This window comes from Streptomyces sp. NPDC054796 (genome assembly GCF_053611545.1).
The window spans coordinates 115,396-132,671 of sequence record NZ_JBSHAO010000005.1; the positions used below are offsets into that span (position 1 = coordinate 115,396).

Genomic DNA, 17,276 nt, shown 5'->3' on the forward strand with positions numbered 1-17,276 from the left:
CTCGCGGCGAAGCCGCAGGTCCGGACCGCATAGGCTCGCCCTTCGGCGGACGGCCGCTCCCAGGCCGTCCGCCGGGGACCGTCCCCATACGGGTCCCCGGAGACGGGAGAGGGAAGCGGGTCAGCATGGCGGCACGGAGCGGGGCGAGCGAGGCGAGCGGGGCGTTCACCGAGGCGCGGGCACGGGAGGTGCTGGCCCTGGCGGGGGAGGACCCCGGGCGGGCGCGGCTGCTGGCGCACGGCGAGAACGCGGTCTTCGTCCTCCCCGGGACCGACGGCGGGACCGGGACCGGGGAGGACGGTGGGGGAGACCCCGCCGTCGCGTCGGCCACGGACCCCGGCGGCGATGGCGACGGCGACGGCGCGTGGACGGGCGGCACCGTCGTCCGCATCGGCCGGGCGCAGCCCGACCTCGTCGCCCGCGCCGCGCACGAGCTGCGCGTCGCCTCGTGGCTGGAGGAGCGCGGCGTGCCCGCCGTACGGGCAGCGCGCGGTGAAGCCGTCGTCATCGAGGGGCACCCGCTCACGTTCTGGCGCCGTCTGCCCGAGCCCGTAAGGACCCCGGGCCCCGGCGACCTCGCCGCGCTGCTGCGCCGCGTCCACGCGCTGCCCGCGCCGCCCTTCGCGCTGCCCCCGCGCGATCTGCTGGGCGGCATCGAGCGCTGGCTGCGGATCGCGGGCGACGCGATCCCGGCCGCCGACGCCGCCTACCTGCGGGCACGCCGCGACGACTTCGCCGCGGCGGCTGCCGAGCTGATCCCCGTGCTGCCGCCGGGCCCGATCCACGGCGACGCGCTGCCCCGCAACATTCAGGTGGGCCCGGACGGACCCGTACTGCTGGACCTGGAGACGTTCTCGCACGACCTGCGGGAACACGACCTGGTGGTCATGGCCCTCAGCCACGACCGTTACGGCCTCGGCGACGAGGGCTACGCCGACTTCACCGGCACCTACGGCTACGACGTGCGCGACTGGCCGGGCTGCGCCGTGCTGCGCGGGGCGAGGGAGACGGCGAGCTGCGCGTGGGTCGCGCAGCACGCGCCGGTGAACCCGGCGGCGGGGCGTGAGTTCGCGCGCCGCGTCGCCTCCCTGCGCGAGGGCGACACGACGGTGCGCTGGCTCCCCTTCTGACCTTCTGACGCTCTGTACCTGACGGCTCTGTACGGGTGCGGGGCCCGTCTGCCTGCACTCTTGTTTCAATACAGAACTGCTCTGTATTGTATTCGCATGGAGTCCGAGACAGGTACGCGGTCCCCCGGTCGGCCGCGCAGCAGGGAAGCGGACGAGGCCATCCTCGCGGCGGCACTCGATCTGCTCATCGAGCGGGGCGTCGGTTGTGTCAGCGTCGAACAGGTCGCGCGCCGCGCCGGAGTCACCCGCGCCACGGTGTACCGGCGCTTCCCCGACCTCACCGCGCTGCTCGTGCGCGCCGTCGAGTGGGAGTACCGCGGCATCGACCCCGAGAGCCTGCACTGGCCGGACGTCGACGCCATGATCTCCGCGTGGGCGGCGCAGCTCAGCCGCCCCCGTGGCCGACGTCTCATGCGCCGCCTGTACGCGGCCGTCGACGACCTCCCCGAGCTGCTGCGCGCCTACGCCGACGTGCACGGTCACCGTCGGACGGAGGCGGTGCACGCGACGCTCGTCCGCGCCCGCGCGGCCGGGCAGCTCCCGCCGTCCAGCGATCCGGCGGTCCTCCAGCAGATCCTCAGCGGCGCGGCGCTGCACCACCTCGGATACCCCGACGCCGCCGTCGGCGAGGCGGAGGTCAAGGACTACTTCGTCGCCGTACTCCGGCAGGCGGGCTACGCGGCACACGGGGGAGGGAGCGCCGGTGAGTGAGAGTCCGTCCTGGCTGGCCAGGGACATCCGCAGGGCACGCGCTGGCGGGGAGGCGGCGCTCGTACGGCGGCAGCGCGAGCGGCTGGCCGACAGCGTCGCCCACGCACGGGCCCACTCGCCCTACTACCGCGAGCTGTACGCGGACCTGCCGGAACGGGTCGAGGACCCGGCGCTGCTGCCGGTCACCGACAAGCGGACGCTGATGAGCCGCTTCGACGACTGGGCGACCGACCGCGCGGTGACCTACGAGGACGTGCGCGCGTTCGTCGACGACCCCGACCTGATCGGGCAGCGCTTCCTCGGCGAGTACCTGGTGGCCACCACCTCGGGCACCAGCGGCCGACGCGGCTTCTTCCTGCTGGAGGACCGGTACATGACCGTGGCCTCGGCCCTGAGCTCCCGCGCGCTCACCTCCGCACTGGGCACCGGCGGCGTCCTGCGCGCCGTCGCACGCCGGGGACGGTTCGCGCAGCTCGTCGCGACGGGCGGGCACTACGTCGGCTACGCCGCCTACACGCAACTGGTCCGCGAGGGCCGGTGGCAGACCAGGCTGCTGCGGCCGTTCTCCGTGCACACGCCGATGCCGGAGCTGGTCGCCGCGCTCAACGCGTACCGCCCGGCCGTCCTCATCGGCTACGCCAGCACGATCATGCTGCTCACCGCCGAGCAGGAGGCCGGACGCCTGCGCATCGCCCCGCTGCTGGTGCAACCCGCCGGCGAGACGATGACGGCCGACGACACCGACCGCATGGCCCGCGCCTTCCGCGCCACCGTCCGCCCCGTGTACGGCGCGACGGAGTGCACCTACCTCAGCTACGGCTGCTCCCACGGCTGGTACCACGTGAACAGCGACTGGGCCGTCCTCGAACCCGTCGACGCGGACCACCGGCCCACCCCGCCCGGCGAGCTGTCGCACACCGTCCTGCTCAGCAACCTCGCCAACCGCATCCAGCCCTTCCTGCGCTACGACCTCGGCGACAGCGTCCTGCTGCGGCCCGACCCCTGCCCCTGCGGCGACCCCACCCCGGCGGTCCGGGTACAGGGCCGCGCCGGGGACACCCTGACCCTCCCCACCAGTGGCGACGGAGGCGACGGGAACGGGGACGGGGATGGCGGGCGGGTCACCCTGGCGCCGCTGGCCCTCAGCACGCTGTTCGACCGCACGCCCGGCGTCGAGCGCTTCCAGATCGAGCAGACCGCGCCGTCGGTCCTGCGCGTGCGGATGCTCCTCGCCACGGACGCGGAGCCGGACCGCGTATGGCACTCCGTCCAGCACGAGCTGGCCAGGCTCCTCGCCGACAACGGGGCACGGAACGTGACGCTGGAGCGGGCCGAGGAGCCGCCCCGGCAGGCGCCGGGCGGCAAGTACCGCACCGTCGTCCCGCTCCCTGACACCCCCCGATAGCTCGCCCGATATCTCACCGACACCCCGCCGGACCGCTCACCCGGCCGCCTGGTCCGCGCCTCGCCTACTCCGCACGCTCCGGCTCGGCCGGGAACGTCCGCGCCACCACCCGCCAGGCGACCTCCAGCACCGCGCCCGCCACGGCGGCCACACCCACGGCCGTCCACGGCATCGTCGTCCCGACCAGCTTCAGGGCGAAGAAGTCCTGGAGCCACGGCGTCACCAGCACCACCAGGAAGCCCAGGCCCATCGTGAGCACCAGCCCCACCCGCCACCAGGTGTAGGGGCGGGCCACGATGGCCAGCACCCATATCGCGATGAGGAACAGCGTCAGCGTCGCCACGCTCGTCTCCGCGTCCAGCGCGTCCGGGCCGCTGTAGTGGCTGCGGGCCAGCAGATATGTGCCGAAGGTGGCCGTTCCGGCTATCAGGCCCGCCGGAATCGCGTACCGCATCACCCTGCGCACGAAGTGCGGCTTCGCGCGCTCGCGGTTGGGTGCCAGGGCGAGGAAGAACGCCGGTATGCCGATGGTCAGGGAGGAGATCAGCGTCAGATGGCGGGGCAGGAACGGGTACGGGACCTGCCAGCAGATCACCAGCAGCGCCAGCAGCACGGAGTAGACCGTCTTCGTCAGGAAGAGGTTGGCGACACGTTCGATGTTCCCGATCACCCGGCGGCCCTCGGCGACGACCGAGGGCAGCGTCGAGAAGCTGTTGTTCAGCAGCACGATCTGGGCCACGGCGCGCGTGGCCTCCGAGCCCGAGCCCATCGAGACGCCGATGTCGGCGTCCTTGAGCGCCAGCACGTCGTTGACCCCGTCGCCGGTCATCGCCACCGTGTGCCCGCGCGACTGGAGCGCGGCGACCATGTCCCGCTTCTGCTGCGGGGTGACCCGGCCGAAGACGGTGGCCTCCTCCAGCTCGCGCGCCATCGAAGCGGGCTCCCGTGGCAGCTGCCGCGCGTCGGCCGCCGCGTCGGCGCCTGGCAGCCCCAGCTTTCCGGCGACGGCGCCGACCGACACCGCGTTGTCCCCGGAGATGACCTTGGCCTGGACGTCCTGCTCGGCGAAATAGGCGAGGGTGTCGGCGGCGTCGGGACGCAGCCGCTGCTCCAGCACCACCAGGGCCGTGGGTTCCGCGCCGTCCGCCACGTCCGCCGCGTCCAGCGATGCCTGCGTACGGGCCAGCAGCAGCACCCGCAGCCCGTCCTGGCTGAGCCGGTCGACGTCAGCGAGCGCGGGGTGGCCCTGGGGGAGCAGCACGTCGGGCGCGCCCAGCAGCCATGAGCCGGCGCGGGCCTCCCCTCCGTGAGCGGGGTCCTCGAGGACGGCGCCGCTGTACTTGCGCGCGGACGAGAAGGGCAGCGTCCCGGCACAGCGCAACGGAGCCACCCCGTCGGAACCCGGACCGGCACCCGGGCCCGTCGCGGGGAAGCTCTCGACGATCGCCTGGAGGCTGGCGTTGGGATGCGGGTCGGAGGCGCCGAACGCGGTGAGCACCCGCTCCACGTGAGCCCGCTCGGCGCCGCCCAGCGTCCGCACCTCCGCGACGTCCATCCCGCCCTCGGTCAGCGTGCCCGTCTTGTCCAGGCACACGACATCGACCCGCGCCAGCCCCTCGATCGCGGGCAGCTCCTGGACCAGGCACTGCTTACGGCCCAGCCGGATGACGCCGATCGCGAAGGCGACGGAGGTCAGCAGCACCAGGCCCTCGGGCACCATCGGGACGATGCCGCCGACCATGCGGCGGATGGCCTCGTCGGCGTCGTGGTCCTCGACCACGAGCTGGCTGAGGATCAGCCCGACGGCGGCCGGGACCATCATCCAGGTGATGTACTTCAGGATCGTGCTGATGCCGCTGCGCAGCTCGGAGTGGACGAGCGTGAAGCGGGACGCCTCCTCGGCGAGCTGCGCGGCGTACGCCTCCCTGCCCACCTTCGTCGCGGTGAACGCGCCGCTGCCCGCGACCACGAAGCTGCCCGACATCACCGTGTCGCCCGGCCGCTTGAGCACCGGGTCCGCCTCGCCCGTCAGCAGCGACTCGTCGATCTCCAGCCCATCGGCCTCGACGACCTCTCCGTCCACGACGCACTTGTCGCCCGGACCCAGCTCGACGAGATCGCCGAGCACGATCTCGCCCGTGGGGAGCGGTACGGCGGTGCCGTCGCGCCGGACCGTCGGCCTGGCCTCGCCGATCACCGCGAGGCTGTCGAGCGTCTTCTTGGCGCGCAGCTCCTGGACGATGCCGATCAGCGTGTTGGCGACGATGACGAACCCGAACAGGCCGTCCTGGATCGGGCCGACGACGAGGATGATGAGGAAGAGGACGCCGATGATGGCGTTGAAGCGGGTGAGGACGTTGGCGCGGACGATGTCCGCCGTGGAGCGGCTGCTGCGGACCGGGACGTCGTTGACCTCCCCGCGCGCGACGCGCTCGGCGACTTCGTCCGGCGTCAGCCCCCACGCGCGGCCCCCGCGCGGCGTGCCGGTGCCCGTGTCTGTTCCGGGCGGCGCGGTGTCTCCGCGTCCCGCCTCGTCGGTCTCCGCCCCGTGCGTCATGTCTTCGACGGTACGGTCGTTTTTCCGGCTACGCGCGGATTCCCCCCACGTCCCAGGGAGAACTGGGGGCTCCCCTCACCGTTTGGCAGGGTCCCGTCTCAGGGGGCCCCGTCAGGGCCGGTCGGCCCCGTCAGACCCGGGTCCTCAGTCCTCGCCCTGGGCCTGACCCTGGGCCTCGCCCTGATCCTGGGCGCGGCGGATGGCGGCGTCGCGGCCGCGGACGTACCAGATGCCGACGCACCCGAGCCCCGCCCCGGCCGCGCACGTCCAGATCCACCACGTATGCCCGTGGTCGGCGTACCAGCCGTAGAAGGGCAACTGCCCGAGGAAGAGGAGGAGCCACAGCGCCGTGCCCACGGTGACGGTGGCGACGACGTTCCCCTCCAGTGGCTCCGGCGCCTCGCGCTCGCCGTTGGTCCACTTGTTCATGAGGCCCATCGCCATGGCTCCCTGGCTCCCTGTCGCTGGTCGGTCGTTACCAGACTAACGAGCGGCCGCAAGGGTCTACGCGCGGAGATAGCGATCATTACTGTTGTTTGTTCATACTGAACCTAAATGGATCTGACCGGTTTCGTTCGTCGGATGCTCTAATTTGATCCATTTACTTTTCAGGCAGCACCCCCTAGGCCCGCCCCCGCAGGCCCCCACAACTGAGGTCACGCATGTCCGCTTCGGCCACCGGATCGGTCGAGTCGGGGAAGCAGCCCGCTTCCCCGCCCCCCGCCCCCAAGAACGCCCTCGACCGCTTCTTCAAGATCTCCGAGCGCGGTTCGAGCGTCAGCAGTGAGATTCGGGGTGGCCTGGCCACCTTCTTCGCGATGGCGTACATCGTCGTGCTGAACCCGATCATCCTGGGCGCCGGTGAGGACAAGTTCGGGCACCAGCTCGACAACACCCAGCTCGTCACCGCCACCGCGCTGATCGCCGGACTGACCACCCTCCTCATGGGGATCATCGGCAACGTGCCGATCGCCCTCGCGGCGGGCCTCGGCATCAACGCCGTCGTCTCCCTCCAGCTCGCGCCGAAGATGTCCTGGCCCGACGCCATGGGCATGGTCGTCCTGGCAGGTCTCGTGCTGATGCTGCTGGTCGCCTCGGGTCTGCGGCAGCGTGTGATGGACGCCATCCCGAACGGGCTGCGCCGCTCCATCGCCATCGGCATCGGCCTGTTCATCTGCCTCATCGGCCTGGTGGACTCGGGCTTCGTCACCCGCAACCCCGACGCCGCGAACACCACCGTGCCGCTCGGTCTCGGCCAGGGCGGGCAGCTCCAGGGCTGGCCCGTGCTGGTCTTCGTGCTCGGTCTGGCGCTGATGTTCATCCTCGTCGTCCGCAAGACCAAGGGCGCGATCCTCATCGGCATCGTCGTGATGACCGTCGTCGCGATCGTCATCAACTCCATCGCCACCATCCCGGACACCGCCTGGGGCCTGGCCGTCCCGAAGGTGCCCGACTCCGTCGTCAGCACCCCGGACTTCGGCCTCGTCGGCCAGATCAGCCTCTTCGACGGGTTCAAGGAGGTCGGCTGGCTGACCGGCTGCCTCTTCGTCTTCACCGTGCTGCTCTCCGGCTTCTTCGACGCGATGGGCACGATCATCGGCGTCGGCGAGGAGTCCAAGCTCGCCGACGAGAACGGTCAGCTCCCGCGCATGGGCCGGATCCTGATGATGGACGGCATCGGCGTCGCGGGCGGCGGCTTCGGCTCCTGCTCCGCCAACACCTGCTTTGTCGAGTCCACGGCGGGCGTCGGCGAGGGCGCGCGCACGGGCCTGGCCAACGTGCTGACCGGCGCGCTCTTCCTCCTCACCCTGATCTTCACCCCGCTGGCCACGGTCGTGCCGTCCCAGGCCGCGACCCCTGCCCTCGTGGTCGTGGGCTTCCTGATCATGGCCTCGAACGTGCGGGAGATCGACTGGAGCGACGCCTCCGTCGGCATCCCCGCGTTTCTGACGCTGGTCTCGATGCCCTTCACCTACAGCATCACCAACGGCATCGGCATCGGCGTCCTCGCCTTCATCGTGCTGCGCGCCGCCACCGGGCGGATCCGCGAGATCCCGTGGCTGCTGAGCGTCGTCGGCGCCTGCTTCCTCGTCTACTTCCTGCTCAACCCGATCGAGCAGCTCATCGGCGTGAAGTAGCCCTCTGCGAAGCAGCCCTTTGCGGAGCCCCGTTCCTCCTCCCCCCTTCCCTCCCCTTCGCGTACGGCGGTGCCACACGGCGCCGCCGTACGCGTGTGTAGGGGCCACTCTCATGGGAACCGGGACGGGGGACTTTCGGGGCTCAGGCCGCTCCGCCGTAGAACCGTTCCGTCTCGTCGACGGACTCCTTGAAACGCTCGTCAAAGTCCTCGCGGACGAGCGTGCGGACGACGTAGTCCTGGACGCTCATCCCGCGCTTGGCGGCGTGGGCGTGTACCCGGTCGAAGAGGTCGGTGTCTATGCGCAGGCTGAGTACCTTCGAGGTCGGCGAGGTCATGCCCCAACGGTCCACGGCGGATCAGGTGCCGTGCGTCAGTTTTCCGCGCCGCCTCACCCGTACGTGTGAGGCGAGCGGTCCGGAAGGGAGGGGACACGGGGTGTTCATTAGGCGAGGTAATGAGTTACGCTAATGACTATGCCGGAACTGCCCGAGCACGGTGAGGCCGACGACGCCGCCGTGAACGCCCTCCGCTCCGCCGTCATGCGCCTCTCCCGGCGGCTCAAGCACCAGCGGGTCGACGAGTCGCTGAGCCCGACCGAGATGTCGGTGCTCGGCACCCTCGCCCGCTGTGGCACGGCCACGCCCAGTGAGCTGGCCCGCAAGGAGCACGTACAGCCGCCGTCCATGACGCGCATCGTCGCGATGCTGGAGGCCAAGGGCCTGGTCCGGCTGGAACCGCATCCGGAGGACCGCCGCCAGAAGGTGGTCACCCAGACCGAACAGGCCGAGTCCATGCTCGCCGCGAGCCGCGAGAAGCGGAACGCGTGGCTGGCCGAGCTGGTCGGTGAGCTGGACGAGGACGAGTGGGCGCGGCTGCGCGCGGCGGCGCCCGTGCTGGAGAAGCTCGCGCATTTGTGAGGAGCAGCAGTAAGCGACAGCCGAGGAGGCGAACCCGCATTGAGTACGGGCCACGGAGCAGACGACTCCGCACCCGCACCCTCATCCGCACCCGAGTCCCAGAACAAGAACCAGAGCCCGAACCCGGGCCCGACGAACGCGTCGGGCCCGACGAACGGATCGGGCCCGACGAAGACACCGGGCCCGGCGAAGCCCTCGATGTTCAGTTCGCTGCGCATCCGTAACTACCGGCTCTTCGCCATGGGCCAGGCCGTCTCCAACACCGGCACCTGGATGCAGCGCATCGCCCAGGACTGGCTGGTGCACAGCATCACCGGCTCGTCGACGGCCGTCGGCATCACCACGGCGCTCCAGTTCCTGCCGATGCTGCTCTTCGGCCTCTACGGGGGCGTCATCGCCGACCGCTGCGACAAGCGGAAGCTCCTGTTCATCACGCAGTCCGTGATGGGACTGACCGGGCTCGCCCTCGCCGCGCTCACGCTCAGCGGCCAGGTGCAGGTGGCGCACGTGTACGCGCTCGCCTTCGTCCTCGGCCTCGCGACCGTCCTGGACAACCCGACGCGTCAGACGTTCGTCTCCGAGATGGTCGGCCCTGACCAGATACGCAACGCCGTCTCCCTCAACTCCGCCAACTTCCAGAGCGCCCGGCTCGTCGGCCCCGCCGTCGCCGGTGTCATGATCTCGGCGGTCGGCAGCGGCTGGGCGTTCCTCTTCAACGGCCTCTCCTTCATCGCGCCCCTCACCGGACTGCTGCTGATGCGCACCGGCGAACTCCACGTCAGCGAGCGCGCCCCGCGCAGCAAGGGTCAGCTCAGGGAGGGCCTGCGCTACGTGGGCGGGCATCCCGAGCTGCTGTGGCCGATAGTGCTGGTCGGCTTCGTCGGCACCTTCGGCTTCAACTTCCCCATCTGGCTGACCGCGTTCACCGACCAGGTCTTCTCCGAGGGCGCGGGCACGTACGGGCTGCTCAACACCCTGATGGCCGTCGGCTCCGTCGCCGGCGCGCTGCTCGCCGCGCGGCGCGGCACGACCAGGATGCGGCTGATGGTGGGGGCGGCTCTGCTCTTCGGCGTGCTGGAGATGGCCGCGGCGGTCTCACCGTCGTTCTGGCTGTTCGCCGCGCTGATGGCGCCGATCGGCGTGATGGGCCTCACCTTCAACGTCACGGCGAACGCCAGCGTCCAGATGGCCTCCGACCCGCTGATGCGGGGGCGGGTGATGAGCCTCTACATGATGGTCTTCGTCGGCGGCACGCCCATCGGCGGCCCGATCATGGGCTGGATCACCGACACGTACGGGGCGCGCGTCGGCTTCCTCTCCGGAGGGCTGATCTCGGCCGGTGTCGCCGTGGCCGTCGGCCTCGTCCTGGCCAGGGCGAGCGGGCTGCGGCTGCGCGTGGACCTGCGGCGGGGGCACCGGCATGTGACGTTCGTGCCGTACGGGGCGGCTGCCGCGGGGTACGGCGCGGACGGCGCGACGGCGGAGGACGGCCGCGCCGACACCGGTTCCGAGCGGGAACGGGTGGCTCCGGCGGCGTAGCGGGGGCGCCCCCCCGTCGATCGCTCGGGGGTTCCCCGGTACGGGGACGCTTCCGCGGTACGGGGGCGGCGGCGCGGCGGCAGACTGTGCCGCATGAGACTCTTCGCCGCCCTCCTCCCGCCCGATGAGGCCACCGCCGCGCTGGCGGACGCCGTCGGAGAACTGCGCGAGCGCGACGGCGCCGAGCGGCTCCGCTGGGCCCCACGCGTCAACTGGCACATCACCCTGGCCTTCTACGGGGAGGTCGACGACGCCTCCCTGCCCGCGCTCAGGGAACGGCTGGCGCGCGTCGCGGCGCGCGCGGCGCCGCTGCGGCTGCGGTGCGCGGGCGGCGGGCAGTTCGGGGGCCGGGCGCTGTGGGCGGGGGTCGCCGCCGCCGAACCGGAGGGGGCGGACGAGACGGGCGGGACGCAGGGGGCAGGCCCGCTGCGGTTGCGTCGGCTCGCCGAAGCCTCCGCGGCGGCGGGCCGCAAGGCCGGGCTCCCCATGGAGGAACCCGGCCGCTTCCGCGCCCACCTCACCCTCGCCAGGACCCGCAAGGGCGACGGCGGCCCCGTCGACCTGACCCCCTACCTGCGGGCCCTCGACGCCGTGCGCTGCGCGCCCTGGACGGCGACCGAGCTGGCCCTCGTCCGCAGCAACCTCCCCGTCCACGGCGTGCCCGGCGAGCAGCCGCGATACGAACAGGTGGAGGGCTGGCCACTGGGCCGGTGACGGCTCCCGTTACCGTGGGGGGCGTGAATGCCAAGACCAGGATGCGGATCGTGACCGGTGCGCTCTTGCTGATGTTCGTCGTCGTGGCGGTGGCCGCCGCGTTCGGCGGCTAGGACGCCGAACCCGACGGCCACCGGTCACCAGGCCCCGTACCGGCCGCGATCCTTCACCGGCCGCGGACCCTCACCGGGCGAGGACCCCAGCGGGAATCCTCACCAGGCGAAGGCTTCCGGCGAGGGGCCGGGGCCGGGGAAGATCTCGTCGAGCGACGTCAGCAGCGACTCGTCCAGCTCCAGCTCGACCGCGCGCAGCGCGGAGGCGAGCTGCTCGCCCGTGCGCGGACCCACGATGGGACCCGTCACACCGGGACGGGTCAGCAGCCAGGCGAGGCCGACCTCACCGGGCTCCAGGCCGTGCTTCTCCAGCAGGTCCTCGTAGCGCTGCACCTGCGCGCGGAGCTGTGTGTTGGCCAGCGCGTCGCCCGAGCGGCCCGAACCGGTGCGCCCGGAGCCGCCCTGGCTCTCCTTGCGGATCGCGCCGCCCAGCAGGCCGCCGTGCAGCGGTGACCACGGGATGACGCCGAGCCCGTACTCGCGCGCCGCGGGGATGACCTCCATCTCGGCGCGGCGCTCCGCGAGGTTGTAGAGGCACTGCTCGCTGACGAGCCCGTACGAGCCGCGCCGTGCCGCCGTCTCGTTCGCCTGGGCGAGGTTCCAGCCCGCGTGGTTGGAGGAGCCGACGTAGAGGACCTTGCCCTGCTGGACCAGGACGTCCATGGCCTGCCAGATCTCCTCCCAGGGCGTCGACCTGTCGACGTGGTGGAACTGGTACAGGTCGATGTAGTCGGTGCCCAGACGCCTGAGGCTGGCGTCGACGGAGTGCCGTATGTTCAGCGCCGACAGCTTGTCCTGGTTGGGCCAGACCTGGCCGTCGACGCCCATGTTCGCGAAGCCCTTGGTGGCCAGGACGGTCTTCTCGCGGCGGTCGCCGCCCTTCGCGAACCAGCTGCCGAGGATCTCCTCGGTGCGCCCCTTGTTGGCGCCCCAGCCGTAGACGTTGGCGGTGTCGAAGAAGTTGATGCCCGCGCCCTGCGCGGCATCCATGATCGTGTGGCTCTCGGCCTCGTCCGTCTGCGGACCGAAGTTCATCGTCCCGAGGACGATCCGGCTGACCTTGAGACCTGTGCGCCCGAGCTGCGTGTACTTCATGTCAGCCCACCCAAGCCCTTGAAGTCCGCTCTAGGCAAGGCCCCCCGCCGCGCCCCTCGGCGGCGGACCGTCCGCTTCGCCCAGAGCTCGTACGGGGCGGCCGGTCAGGGCTCGTACGGGCCGCCCACGTCCCACGCCTGGTGCAGCGCCGTGGCGAAGGCGGCGGCCAGGCGGTGTTCGCCGGAGGGGGAGGGGTGCGTGCCGTCGTACGTGTCGCGGTCCACCGTCCAGTCCGGCGGCGGCGAGGCCAGGAGCAGCGGCGAGGCCGGAGTGGAGAGGTCGGCGACGGCCTTCGCCAGCAGCTCGTTGAAGCGCTCGCACTCCGCCGCGAAGTCCGGGTCCGTGAGCGCGCGGACGTTCGGCACCACGGGCAGGACCACCGCGCGGACACCGGGCCGCGCGGCGCGTGCCTCCGCGACGAAGCGGCGCACGTTCCGTGCCGTCTCGCGCGCGTCGGCGTAGAAACCGAGGTCGATCAGGCCCAGGGAGACGAGGAGGGTGTCGGCCTTGTGCCTGCGCACCGCGTCGCCGATCAGCGGGGCCATGTGCAGCCAGCCCTCGCCCCACCCGGCCAGGTGGCCGCGCGCCTTCTCGGGGAAGGCCGGGTCGCCGTAGTCCTGGGAGTCCTCGTGGAGCGCCGTACGCGGTCCGACGACGCGGAACGGGCCCCCGTACGCGGAGTTGAGGTGCCGCCACATGCGGTAGCGCCAGGTGAAGTCACCGGCGCTGCCGATCGTGATGCTGTCGCCGACGAACATGATCCGCACCCGCACATACTGACCGAAGATCGCCGGGCCCGCACCGAGGGGCCGCCGTGATGCTGGACACTTGGGCTCATGTCTCAGACGTCTCAGCGTGTGTGGATCTCTCCGCTCGCCCGGGTGCTCCCGCTCGTCCGGATATCCCCGCTTCTGCGCGGCGCCCTGGTCCTCACCGTCACCGGGGTCACGGCCATGGGCACGGCCACCGTCGCGGTGGCGGACGACGACGGAAAGCCGTCGTCGTTCACGATCAAGGACCCCCGGATCACGGAGTCCAGCGGCCTCGCCGCCAGCCGCGCGCACAAGGGCGTCTACTGGACGCACAACGACAGCGACGACGGCCCGTACGTTTACGGCGTCGACAGCCGCACAGGCGAGACCGTCGCCACCGTCACCATGAGCGGCGTCGACCCGCGCGACGTGGAGGCCATCTCCGTCGGCCCCGACGGCAGCGTCTACGTCGGCGACATCGGCGACAACCTCAACGGCACCTGGCCCGAGGTGTGGATCTACCGCTTCCCCGAGCCGGAGAAGCTGGGCGACACGACGGTCACGCCGACCCGCTACACCGTGCGCTACGCGGACGGACCGCGCGACGCCGAGTCGCTGATGGTCCACCCCAAGACCGGCCGGGTCTACATCGCCAGCAAGAACGACAAGGAGAAGGGCGGCATCTACGAAGGCCCCGCCGAGCTGTCCGCCTCCGGCGTCAACACCTTCCGGCGCATCGCGCGCACCGAGATCTGGGCGACCGACGGCGCCTTCTCACCGGACGGCACGCGGCTGATGCTGCGCAGCTACTTCGGCGGCGGGATGTACGCCTGGCGCGACGGAAAGCCGAAGGCCCTGGACAGCATGGTGTCCGTGCCCATGCAGGGACAGGGCGAATCGGTCACCTTCACGCCCGACGGGCGCTATCTGATGTACGGCTCGGAGGGCGAGAACAGCACCGTCGAACCGGAGGAACTGGACGGCGAGCTCCTCCCCGAGGACGCTGCCCGCGAGAAGAAGGCCGAGGACAGGGAGCGCAGGGACGGCGGCTCCGGCTCCGGCGCGGACTCCGGCGACGACCGCAACATCGTCGTGGGCGGCGTCACCTTCGCCGTCGCCGTCGGCCTCTGGATGGGGCTGCGCAGGCTGTTCCGCCGCCGCGACTGAGCGTACGGAGACCCACGGGGCCCATGGGGCCCACGGGGTTCATGGGGGCGGGGGCGCCGGGGCTCAGTGGCCCGCCGCCTCCCCCTCTTCCCCCTCGCCGCTCCGACGGTCGATGAACGCCTGGAACCCGTCCAGCAGCGGTTCGAGGCCGAACCTCATCTCCTCGTAAGCCGTCATCGTGAACGTGTCGTCGGGCAGCGATGCGATCTCCGGATACACGCCGGTCTCCATCGCCTTGATCATGTACGGCTCCTGCGTCGCCCAGAACTCCTCGTCGCTGAGGCCCGACTGCTGCGCCGCCTGCTGGTGCAGCACGTGCGCACGGGCCGCGCCCACCACGTAGTTGTCTATCGCGACCAGCAGCCCGACCTTCTCGCGGCCCGTCAGACCGATCCCGTGCAGGGAGGTCAGGGCGAGATCGAAGCCCGCCATGGAGTTGGGGCCGAGGACGGGCCGCACCTGGTTGACCTGGAGCAGCCACGGGTTGCCCGTGTAGAGCTCCCAGGAATCGAGCGCGAGCTGCTCCATGCTCGCGCGCCAGTCCTTGCCGCTCGTCCGGTCCGTGTCCTCACCGGGCGCGTTGACGTGATCGAGCATGAGATCGAGCAGCTCGCCCTTGCCCGGTACGTAGCGGTACAGGGACATGGTGCCGACGCCCAGCTCCGCCGCGACCCTCCGCATGGAGAGCGCGGTCAGGCCCTCTCTGTTGGCCAGTGCGACGGCTGTGCTGACGATCCGCTCCAGTGTGAGGCCCGGTTTGGGTCCGCGGCTGGGCTGTTCCTTGGTGCCCCACAGCAGGTCGAGGCTGCGGGCGAGGTCACCGCTTCCGGTCTGTTCGGTCGTCATGGTGATCGCCATTTTAAGTCGCTCGGTTAAATCGCTTGCGAAGATCTGCGTAGGGTGTACGCTTTTCCGTGTGAGTACAGCGTACCCAGTTTTATCGACCACGGGAACAGTGCCCGGGTCGGCCACGGAAACAAGGGGGAGATCCGTGTCCTCAGAGTTCTCGGTCCTCGCTGAGGGGCTGCGTAAGGCGTACGGGGAGAAGCGCGCGCTCGACGGCCTGGACCTCGCGGTGCCGCGCGGCAGCGTCTATGGCCTGCTGGGCCCGAACGGCGCGGGGAAGACCACCGCGGTCCGCATCCTGTCCACCCTCGTCAGGCTGGACGGCGGCAGCGCGCGGGTCGGCGGCCATGACGTCACGCGCGAACCCCGCAAGGTCCGCAGGCGCATCGGTCTGACGGGGCAGCACGCCGCGGTGGACGAGATCATCACCGCGCGGCAGAACCTGGAGATGTTCGGCCGCCTCTTCCACCTGGGCGCGGCTCGGGCGCGGCGGCGGGCCGATGAGCTGCTCGAGCAGTTCAGTCTGACGGAGGCGGCGGAGAAGCAGCCCAAGGACTTCAGCGGCGGCATGCGCCGCCGCCTCGATCTCGCCTCCAGCATGATCCTGGCCCCGCAGGTCCTCTTCCTGGACGAGCCGACCACGGGGCTGGACCCGCGCGGGCGCAGCGAGGTGTGGGACGCGGTCCGCTCCCTGGCCGAGGGTGGCACCACGGTCCTGCTGACCACCCACTATCTGGACGAGGCCGACAAGCTCTCGGACCGCATCGCGGTCATCGACCGTGGCCGGACCGTCACCGAGGACACCCCGGCGGGTCTCAAGCGCGCGATCGGGGGCGATCGCGTCGAGGTGGTCGTCGGTGAGCACTCCGAGATACCCGCCGCCGTGCGCGCGGTCGGGCGTGCGGCGGCCGAGGGCGCGGCGCCGGAGACGGAGGAGCAGGAGCTGCGGGTCCACGCGCCCGTGCCGGTGGGCGGCGGAGTCGCGGCCCTCACGGAGGTCGCGCGCACGCTCCAGGAGGAGGGCGTCACGGTGGAGGACATCGGCCTGCGCCGGCCGACGCTGGACGAGGTCTTCCTGAAGCTGACGGGCCACACCACGGCGGAGAGCGAGGAGGACCGCGGGCGCGGAAGCGGCGGAGGTCACGGGAGCGGGAGCGGGGGCGGAAGCGCGGGCGGGCACAAGGACGAGGGCACGCGGGGCGCGACGAGAGAGGGGGTCTCGGCATGAGCACCGAAGCGACGACGGGGACGGTGGGAACGAAGGGGGAGGGGGCGGTGAAGGGCACGGTGAAGGGCGCGGTCACACCCCCGTCACCGGACGAGCTGGACGGCCGTGAGCGCCGGCTGTACTGGGCGGTGGCCGACTGCTGGACGATCGTGCGGCGCGATCTGACGCACCTCGCCAAGCAGCCGTCGCTGATCGCCTGGCAACTGGGCTTCCCGATCGTCTCCGTGCTGCTCTTCGTGTTCGTCTTCGGCAGCGCGATGGACGTGGGTGAGGGCGTGGACTACAAGGACTTCGCCATGCCCGGCATGTTCGCGATGACCATGGCCTTCGGGTTCATGAACACCGCGATGGCCGTCGTCATCGATAAGGAACGGGGCGTCACCGACCGGTTCCGGTCCATGCCGATGGCGTCCTCGGCCGTCGTCACCGGACGCGGCGTCTCGGACGTCCTGCACGCCGCACTGGATCTGCTGGTCCTGGCGAGCATCGCGCTCGTGGTGGGCTGGCGCTCGGACGGCGGGCTGATAGCCACGCTCTACGCCTTCGTGCTGCTGCTCCTGCTGCGCTTCTCGCTGATCTGGATAGGCGTGTGGCTGGGCCTGATCACCCCCAACCAGGAGGCGGCGGGCAACCTCTTCGCCGTGGCCTTCCCCTTCGGGATGATCTCCAGCGTCTTCACCCCGCCGTCCGTGATGCCGGAATGGCTGGGCGCGATAGCCATGTGGAACCCGGTCTCCGCCACCGCCAACGCCATCCGCGAGCTGTACGGCAACCCGTTGCCCACGGGAGGAAGCTGGATCGAGGAGAACTCCGCGCTGATGGCCGTCGTCTGGCCCCTGGTCATCACGGCGATCTTCCTGCCGCTCGCGGTGCGCAAGTTCCAGCACCTCAGCCGCTGAGACGGGGACGGGCCTGACGAGACGGGGCGGGCCCGATCGCCCGGGCACGGAAAACGGGCGGGC

Annotated in this window: 16 protein-coding genes; 10 read left to right on the forward strand and 6 right to left on the reverse strand. The window is 71.3% G+C overall.

Annotated elements, in window-relative coordinates; genetic code table 11:
• The first annotated feature begins 125 nt into the window (after positions 1-125).
• From ACWGJ2_RS06225 to ACWGJ2_RS06235, 3 genes are all read left to right on the forward strand, one after another.
• Entirely contained in the window at positions 126-1,130 is a 1,005-nt protein-coding gene (locus tag ACWGJ2_RS06225; protein WP_453344787.1) for a phosphotransferase, read from the forward strand.
• A gap of 96 nt (positions 1,131-1,226) precedes the next feature.
• Positions 1,227-1,841 (forward strand): TetR/AcrR family transcriptional regulator, encoded by a 615-nt coding sequence (locus ACWGJ2_RS06230; RefSeq protein ID WP_453344788.1) that lies wholly within the window; start codon positions 1,227-1,229, stop codon positions 1,839-1,841.
• On the forward strand, positions 1,834-3,246 hold the full coding sequence (locus ACWGJ2_RS06235) for a phenylacetate--CoA ligase family protein (RefSeq protein ID WP_453344789.1): 1,413 nt from the start codon (positions 1,834-1,836) through the stop codon (positions 3,244-3,246). The genes ACWGJ2_RS06230 and ACWGJ2_RS06235 overlap by 8 nt, the downstream gene beginning before the upstream one ends.
• Before the next feature lie 64 nt (positions 3,247-3,310).
• Here the strand turns inward: ACWGJ2_RS06235 and ACWGJ2_RS06240 are convergent, their stop codons facing one another.
• Positions 3,311-5,803 (reverse strand): HAD-IC family P-type ATPase, encoded by a 2,493-nt coding sequence (locus tag ACWGJ2_RS06240; protein ID WP_453344790.1) that lies wholly within the window; start codon positions 5,801-5,803, stop codon positions 3,311-3,313.
• Between the two features lie 144 nt (positions 5,804-5,947).
• On the reverse strand, positions 5,948-6,232 hold the full coding sequence (locus tag ACWGJ2_RS06245) for a DUF2530 domain-containing protein (protein WP_453344898.1): 285 nt from the start codon (positions 6,230-6,232) through the stop codon (positions 5,948-5,950).
• A gap of 233 nt (positions 6,233-6,465) precedes the next feature.
• Here ACWGJ2_RS06245 and ACWGJ2_RS06250 point away from each other — a divergent pair, with 233 nt between their 5' ends.
• A complete protein-coding gene (locus ACWGJ2_RS06250; protein WP_453344791.1) occupies positions 6,466-7,941 on the forward strand; it encodes an NCS2 family permease in 1,476 nt (491 codons plus the stop codon).
• 142 nt (positions 7,942-8,083) lie between these two features.
• On the opposite strand, the gene ACWGJ2_RS06255 is transcribed toward ACWGJ2_RS06250, so the two are convergent.
• Positions 8,084-8,278 (reverse strand): ribbon-helix-helix protein, CopG family, encoded by a 195-nt coding sequence (locus ACWGJ2_RS06255; RefSeq protein WP_453344792.1) that lies wholly within the window; start codon positions 8,276-8,278, stop codon positions 8,084-8,086.
• 138 nt (positions 8,279-8,416) lie between these two features.
• Between ACWGJ2_RS06255 and ACWGJ2_RS06260 the strand changes: the two genes are divergently transcribed.
• From ACWGJ2_RS06260 to ACWGJ2_RS06270, 3 genes are all read left to right on the forward strand, one after another.
• Positions 8,417-8,860 carry a MarR family winged helix-turn-helix transcriptional regulator gene (locus ACWGJ2_RS06260; RefSeq protein ID WP_453344793.1) on the forward strand — a complete coding sequence of 148 codons (444 nt, stop codon included), beginning with the start codon at positions 8,417-8,419 and terminating at the stop codon, positions 8,858-8,860.
• Between the two features lie 39 nt (positions 8,861-8,899).
• Complete coding sequence (locus ACWGJ2_RS06265; RefSeq protein WP_453344794.1) at positions 8,900-10,399, forward strand: MFS transporter; 1,500 nt, start codon at positions 8,900-8,902, stop codon at positions 10,397-10,399.
• A gap of 93 nt (positions 10,400-10,492) precedes the next feature.
• Positions 10,493-11,113 (forward strand): 2'-5' RNA ligase family protein, encoded by a 621-nt coding sequence (locus tag ACWGJ2_RS06270; RefSeq protein WP_453344795.1) that lies wholly within the window; start codon positions 10,493-10,495, stop codon positions 11,111-11,113.
• A gap of 212 nt (positions 11,114-11,325) precedes the next feature.
• On the opposite strand, the gene ACWGJ2_RS06275 is transcribed toward ACWGJ2_RS06270, so the two are convergent.
• Positions 11,326-12,321, reverse strand: a complete 996-nt coding sequence (locus ACWGJ2_RS06275) for an aldo/keto reductase (protein WP_453344796.1) — start codon at positions 12,319-12,321, stop codon at positions 11,326-11,328.
• 104 nt (positions 12,322-12,425) lie between these two features.
• On the reverse strand, positions 12,426-13,079 hold the full coding sequence (locus tag ACWGJ2_RS06280) for a GDSL-type esterase/lipase family protein (protein ID WP_453344899.1): 654 nt from the start codon (positions 13,077-13,079) through the stop codon (positions 12,426-12,428).
• A 195-nt stretch (positions 13,080-13,274) separates the two neighbouring features.
• On the opposite strand from ACWGJ2_RS06280, the gene ACWGJ2_RS06285 reads away from it, so the two are divergent.
• Positions 13,275-14,240, forward strand: a complete 966-nt coding sequence (locus tag ACWGJ2_RS06285; RefSeq protein ID WP_453344900.1) for a hypothetical protein — start codon at positions 13,275-13,277, stop codon at positions 14,238-14,240.
• 63 nt (positions 14,241-14,303) lie between these two features.
• Here ACWGJ2_RS06285 and ACWGJ2_RS06290 read toward each other — a convergent pair whose 3' ends face one another.
• Positions 14,304-15,086, reverse strand: coding sequence for a TetR/AcrR family transcriptional regulator (locus tag ACWGJ2_RS06290; RefSeq protein ID WP_453344797.1), 783 nt, complete (start codon positions 15,084-15,086; stop codon positions 14,304-14,306).
• A 145-nt stretch (positions 15,087-15,231) separates the two neighbouring features.
• Between ACWGJ2_RS06290 and ACWGJ2_RS06295 the strand changes: the two genes are divergently transcribed.
• A complete protein-coding gene (locus ACWGJ2_RS06295) occupies positions 15,232-16,314 on the forward strand; it encodes an ATP-binding cassette domain-containing protein (RefSeq protein WP_453344798.1) in 1,083 nt (360 codons plus the stop codon).
• Positions 16,311-17,213: an ABC transporter permease gene (locus tag ACWGJ2_RS06300; RefSeq protein ID WP_453344799.1), complete on the forward strand. Its 903-nt coding sequence runs from the start codon at positions 16,311-16,313 to the stop codon at positions 17,211-17,213. The genes ACWGJ2_RS06295 and ACWGJ2_RS06300 overlap by 4 nt, the downstream gene beginning before the upstream one ends.
• The last annotated feature ends 63 nt before the right edge of the window (positions 17,214-17,276 follow it).

What these genes read in the sequence shown, in the direction of transcription:
- ACWGJ2_RS06245 (WP_453344898.1), bottom strand. Translation starts at nt 6,232, where the DNA reads ATGAACAAGTGGACCAACGGCGAGCGCGAGGCGCCGGAGCCACTGGAG.
- ACWGJ2_RS06250 (WP_453344791.1), top strand. Translation starts at nt 6,466, where the DNA reads ATGTCCGCTTCGGCCACCGGATCGGTCGAGTCGGGGAAGCAGCCCGCT.
- ACWGJ2_RS06225 (WP_453344787.1), top strand. Translation starts at nt 126, where the DNA reads ATGGCGGCACGGAGCGGGGCGAGCGAGGCGAGCGGGGCGTTCACCGAG.
- ACWGJ2_RS06280 (WP_453344899.1), bottom strand. Translation starts at nt 13,079, where the DNA reads ATGTTCGTCGGCGACAGCATCACGATCGGCAGCGCCGGTGACTTCACC.
- ACWGJ2_RS06285 (WP_453344900.1), top strand. Translation starts at nt 13,275, where the DNA reads ATGGGCACGGCCACCGTCGCGGTGGCGGACGACGACGGAAAGCCGTCG.
- ACWGJ2_RS06255 (WP_453344792.1), bottom strand. Translation starts at nt 8,278, where the DNA reads ATGACCTCGCCGACCTCGAAGGTACTCAGCCTGCGCATAGACACCGAC.
- ACWGJ2_RS06230 (WP_453344788.1), top strand. Translation starts at nt 1,227, where the DNA reads ATGGAGTCCGAGACAGGTACGCGGTCCCCCGGTCGGCCGCGCAGCAGG.
- ACWGJ2_RS06270 (WP_453344795.1), top strand. Translation starts at nt 10,493, where the DNA reads ATGAGACTCTTCGCCGCCCTCCTCCCGCCCGATGAGGCCACCGCCGCG.
- ACWGJ2_RS06240 (WP_453344790.1), bottom strand. Translation starts at nt 5,803, where the DNA reads ATGACGCACGGGGCGGAGACCGACGAGGCGGGACGCGGAGACACCGCG.
- ACWGJ2_RS06300 (WP_453344799.1), top strand. Translation starts at nt 16,311, where the DNA reads ATGAGCACCGAAGCGACGACGGGGACGGTGGGAACGAAGGGGGAGGGG.
- ACWGJ2_RS06275 (WP_453344796.1), bottom strand. Translation starts at nt 12,321, where the DNA reads ATGAAGTACACGCAGCTCGGGCGCACAGGTCTCAAGGTCAGCCGGATC.
- ACWGJ2_RS06260 (WP_453344793.1), top strand. Translation starts at nt 8,417, where the DNA reads ATGCCGGAACTGCCCGAGCACGGTGAGGCCGACGACGCCGCCGTGAAC.
- ACWGJ2_RS06290 (WP_453344797.1), bottom strand. Translation starts at nt 15,086, where the DNA reads ATGACGACCGAACAGACCGGAAGCGGTGACCTCGCCCGCAGCCTCGAC.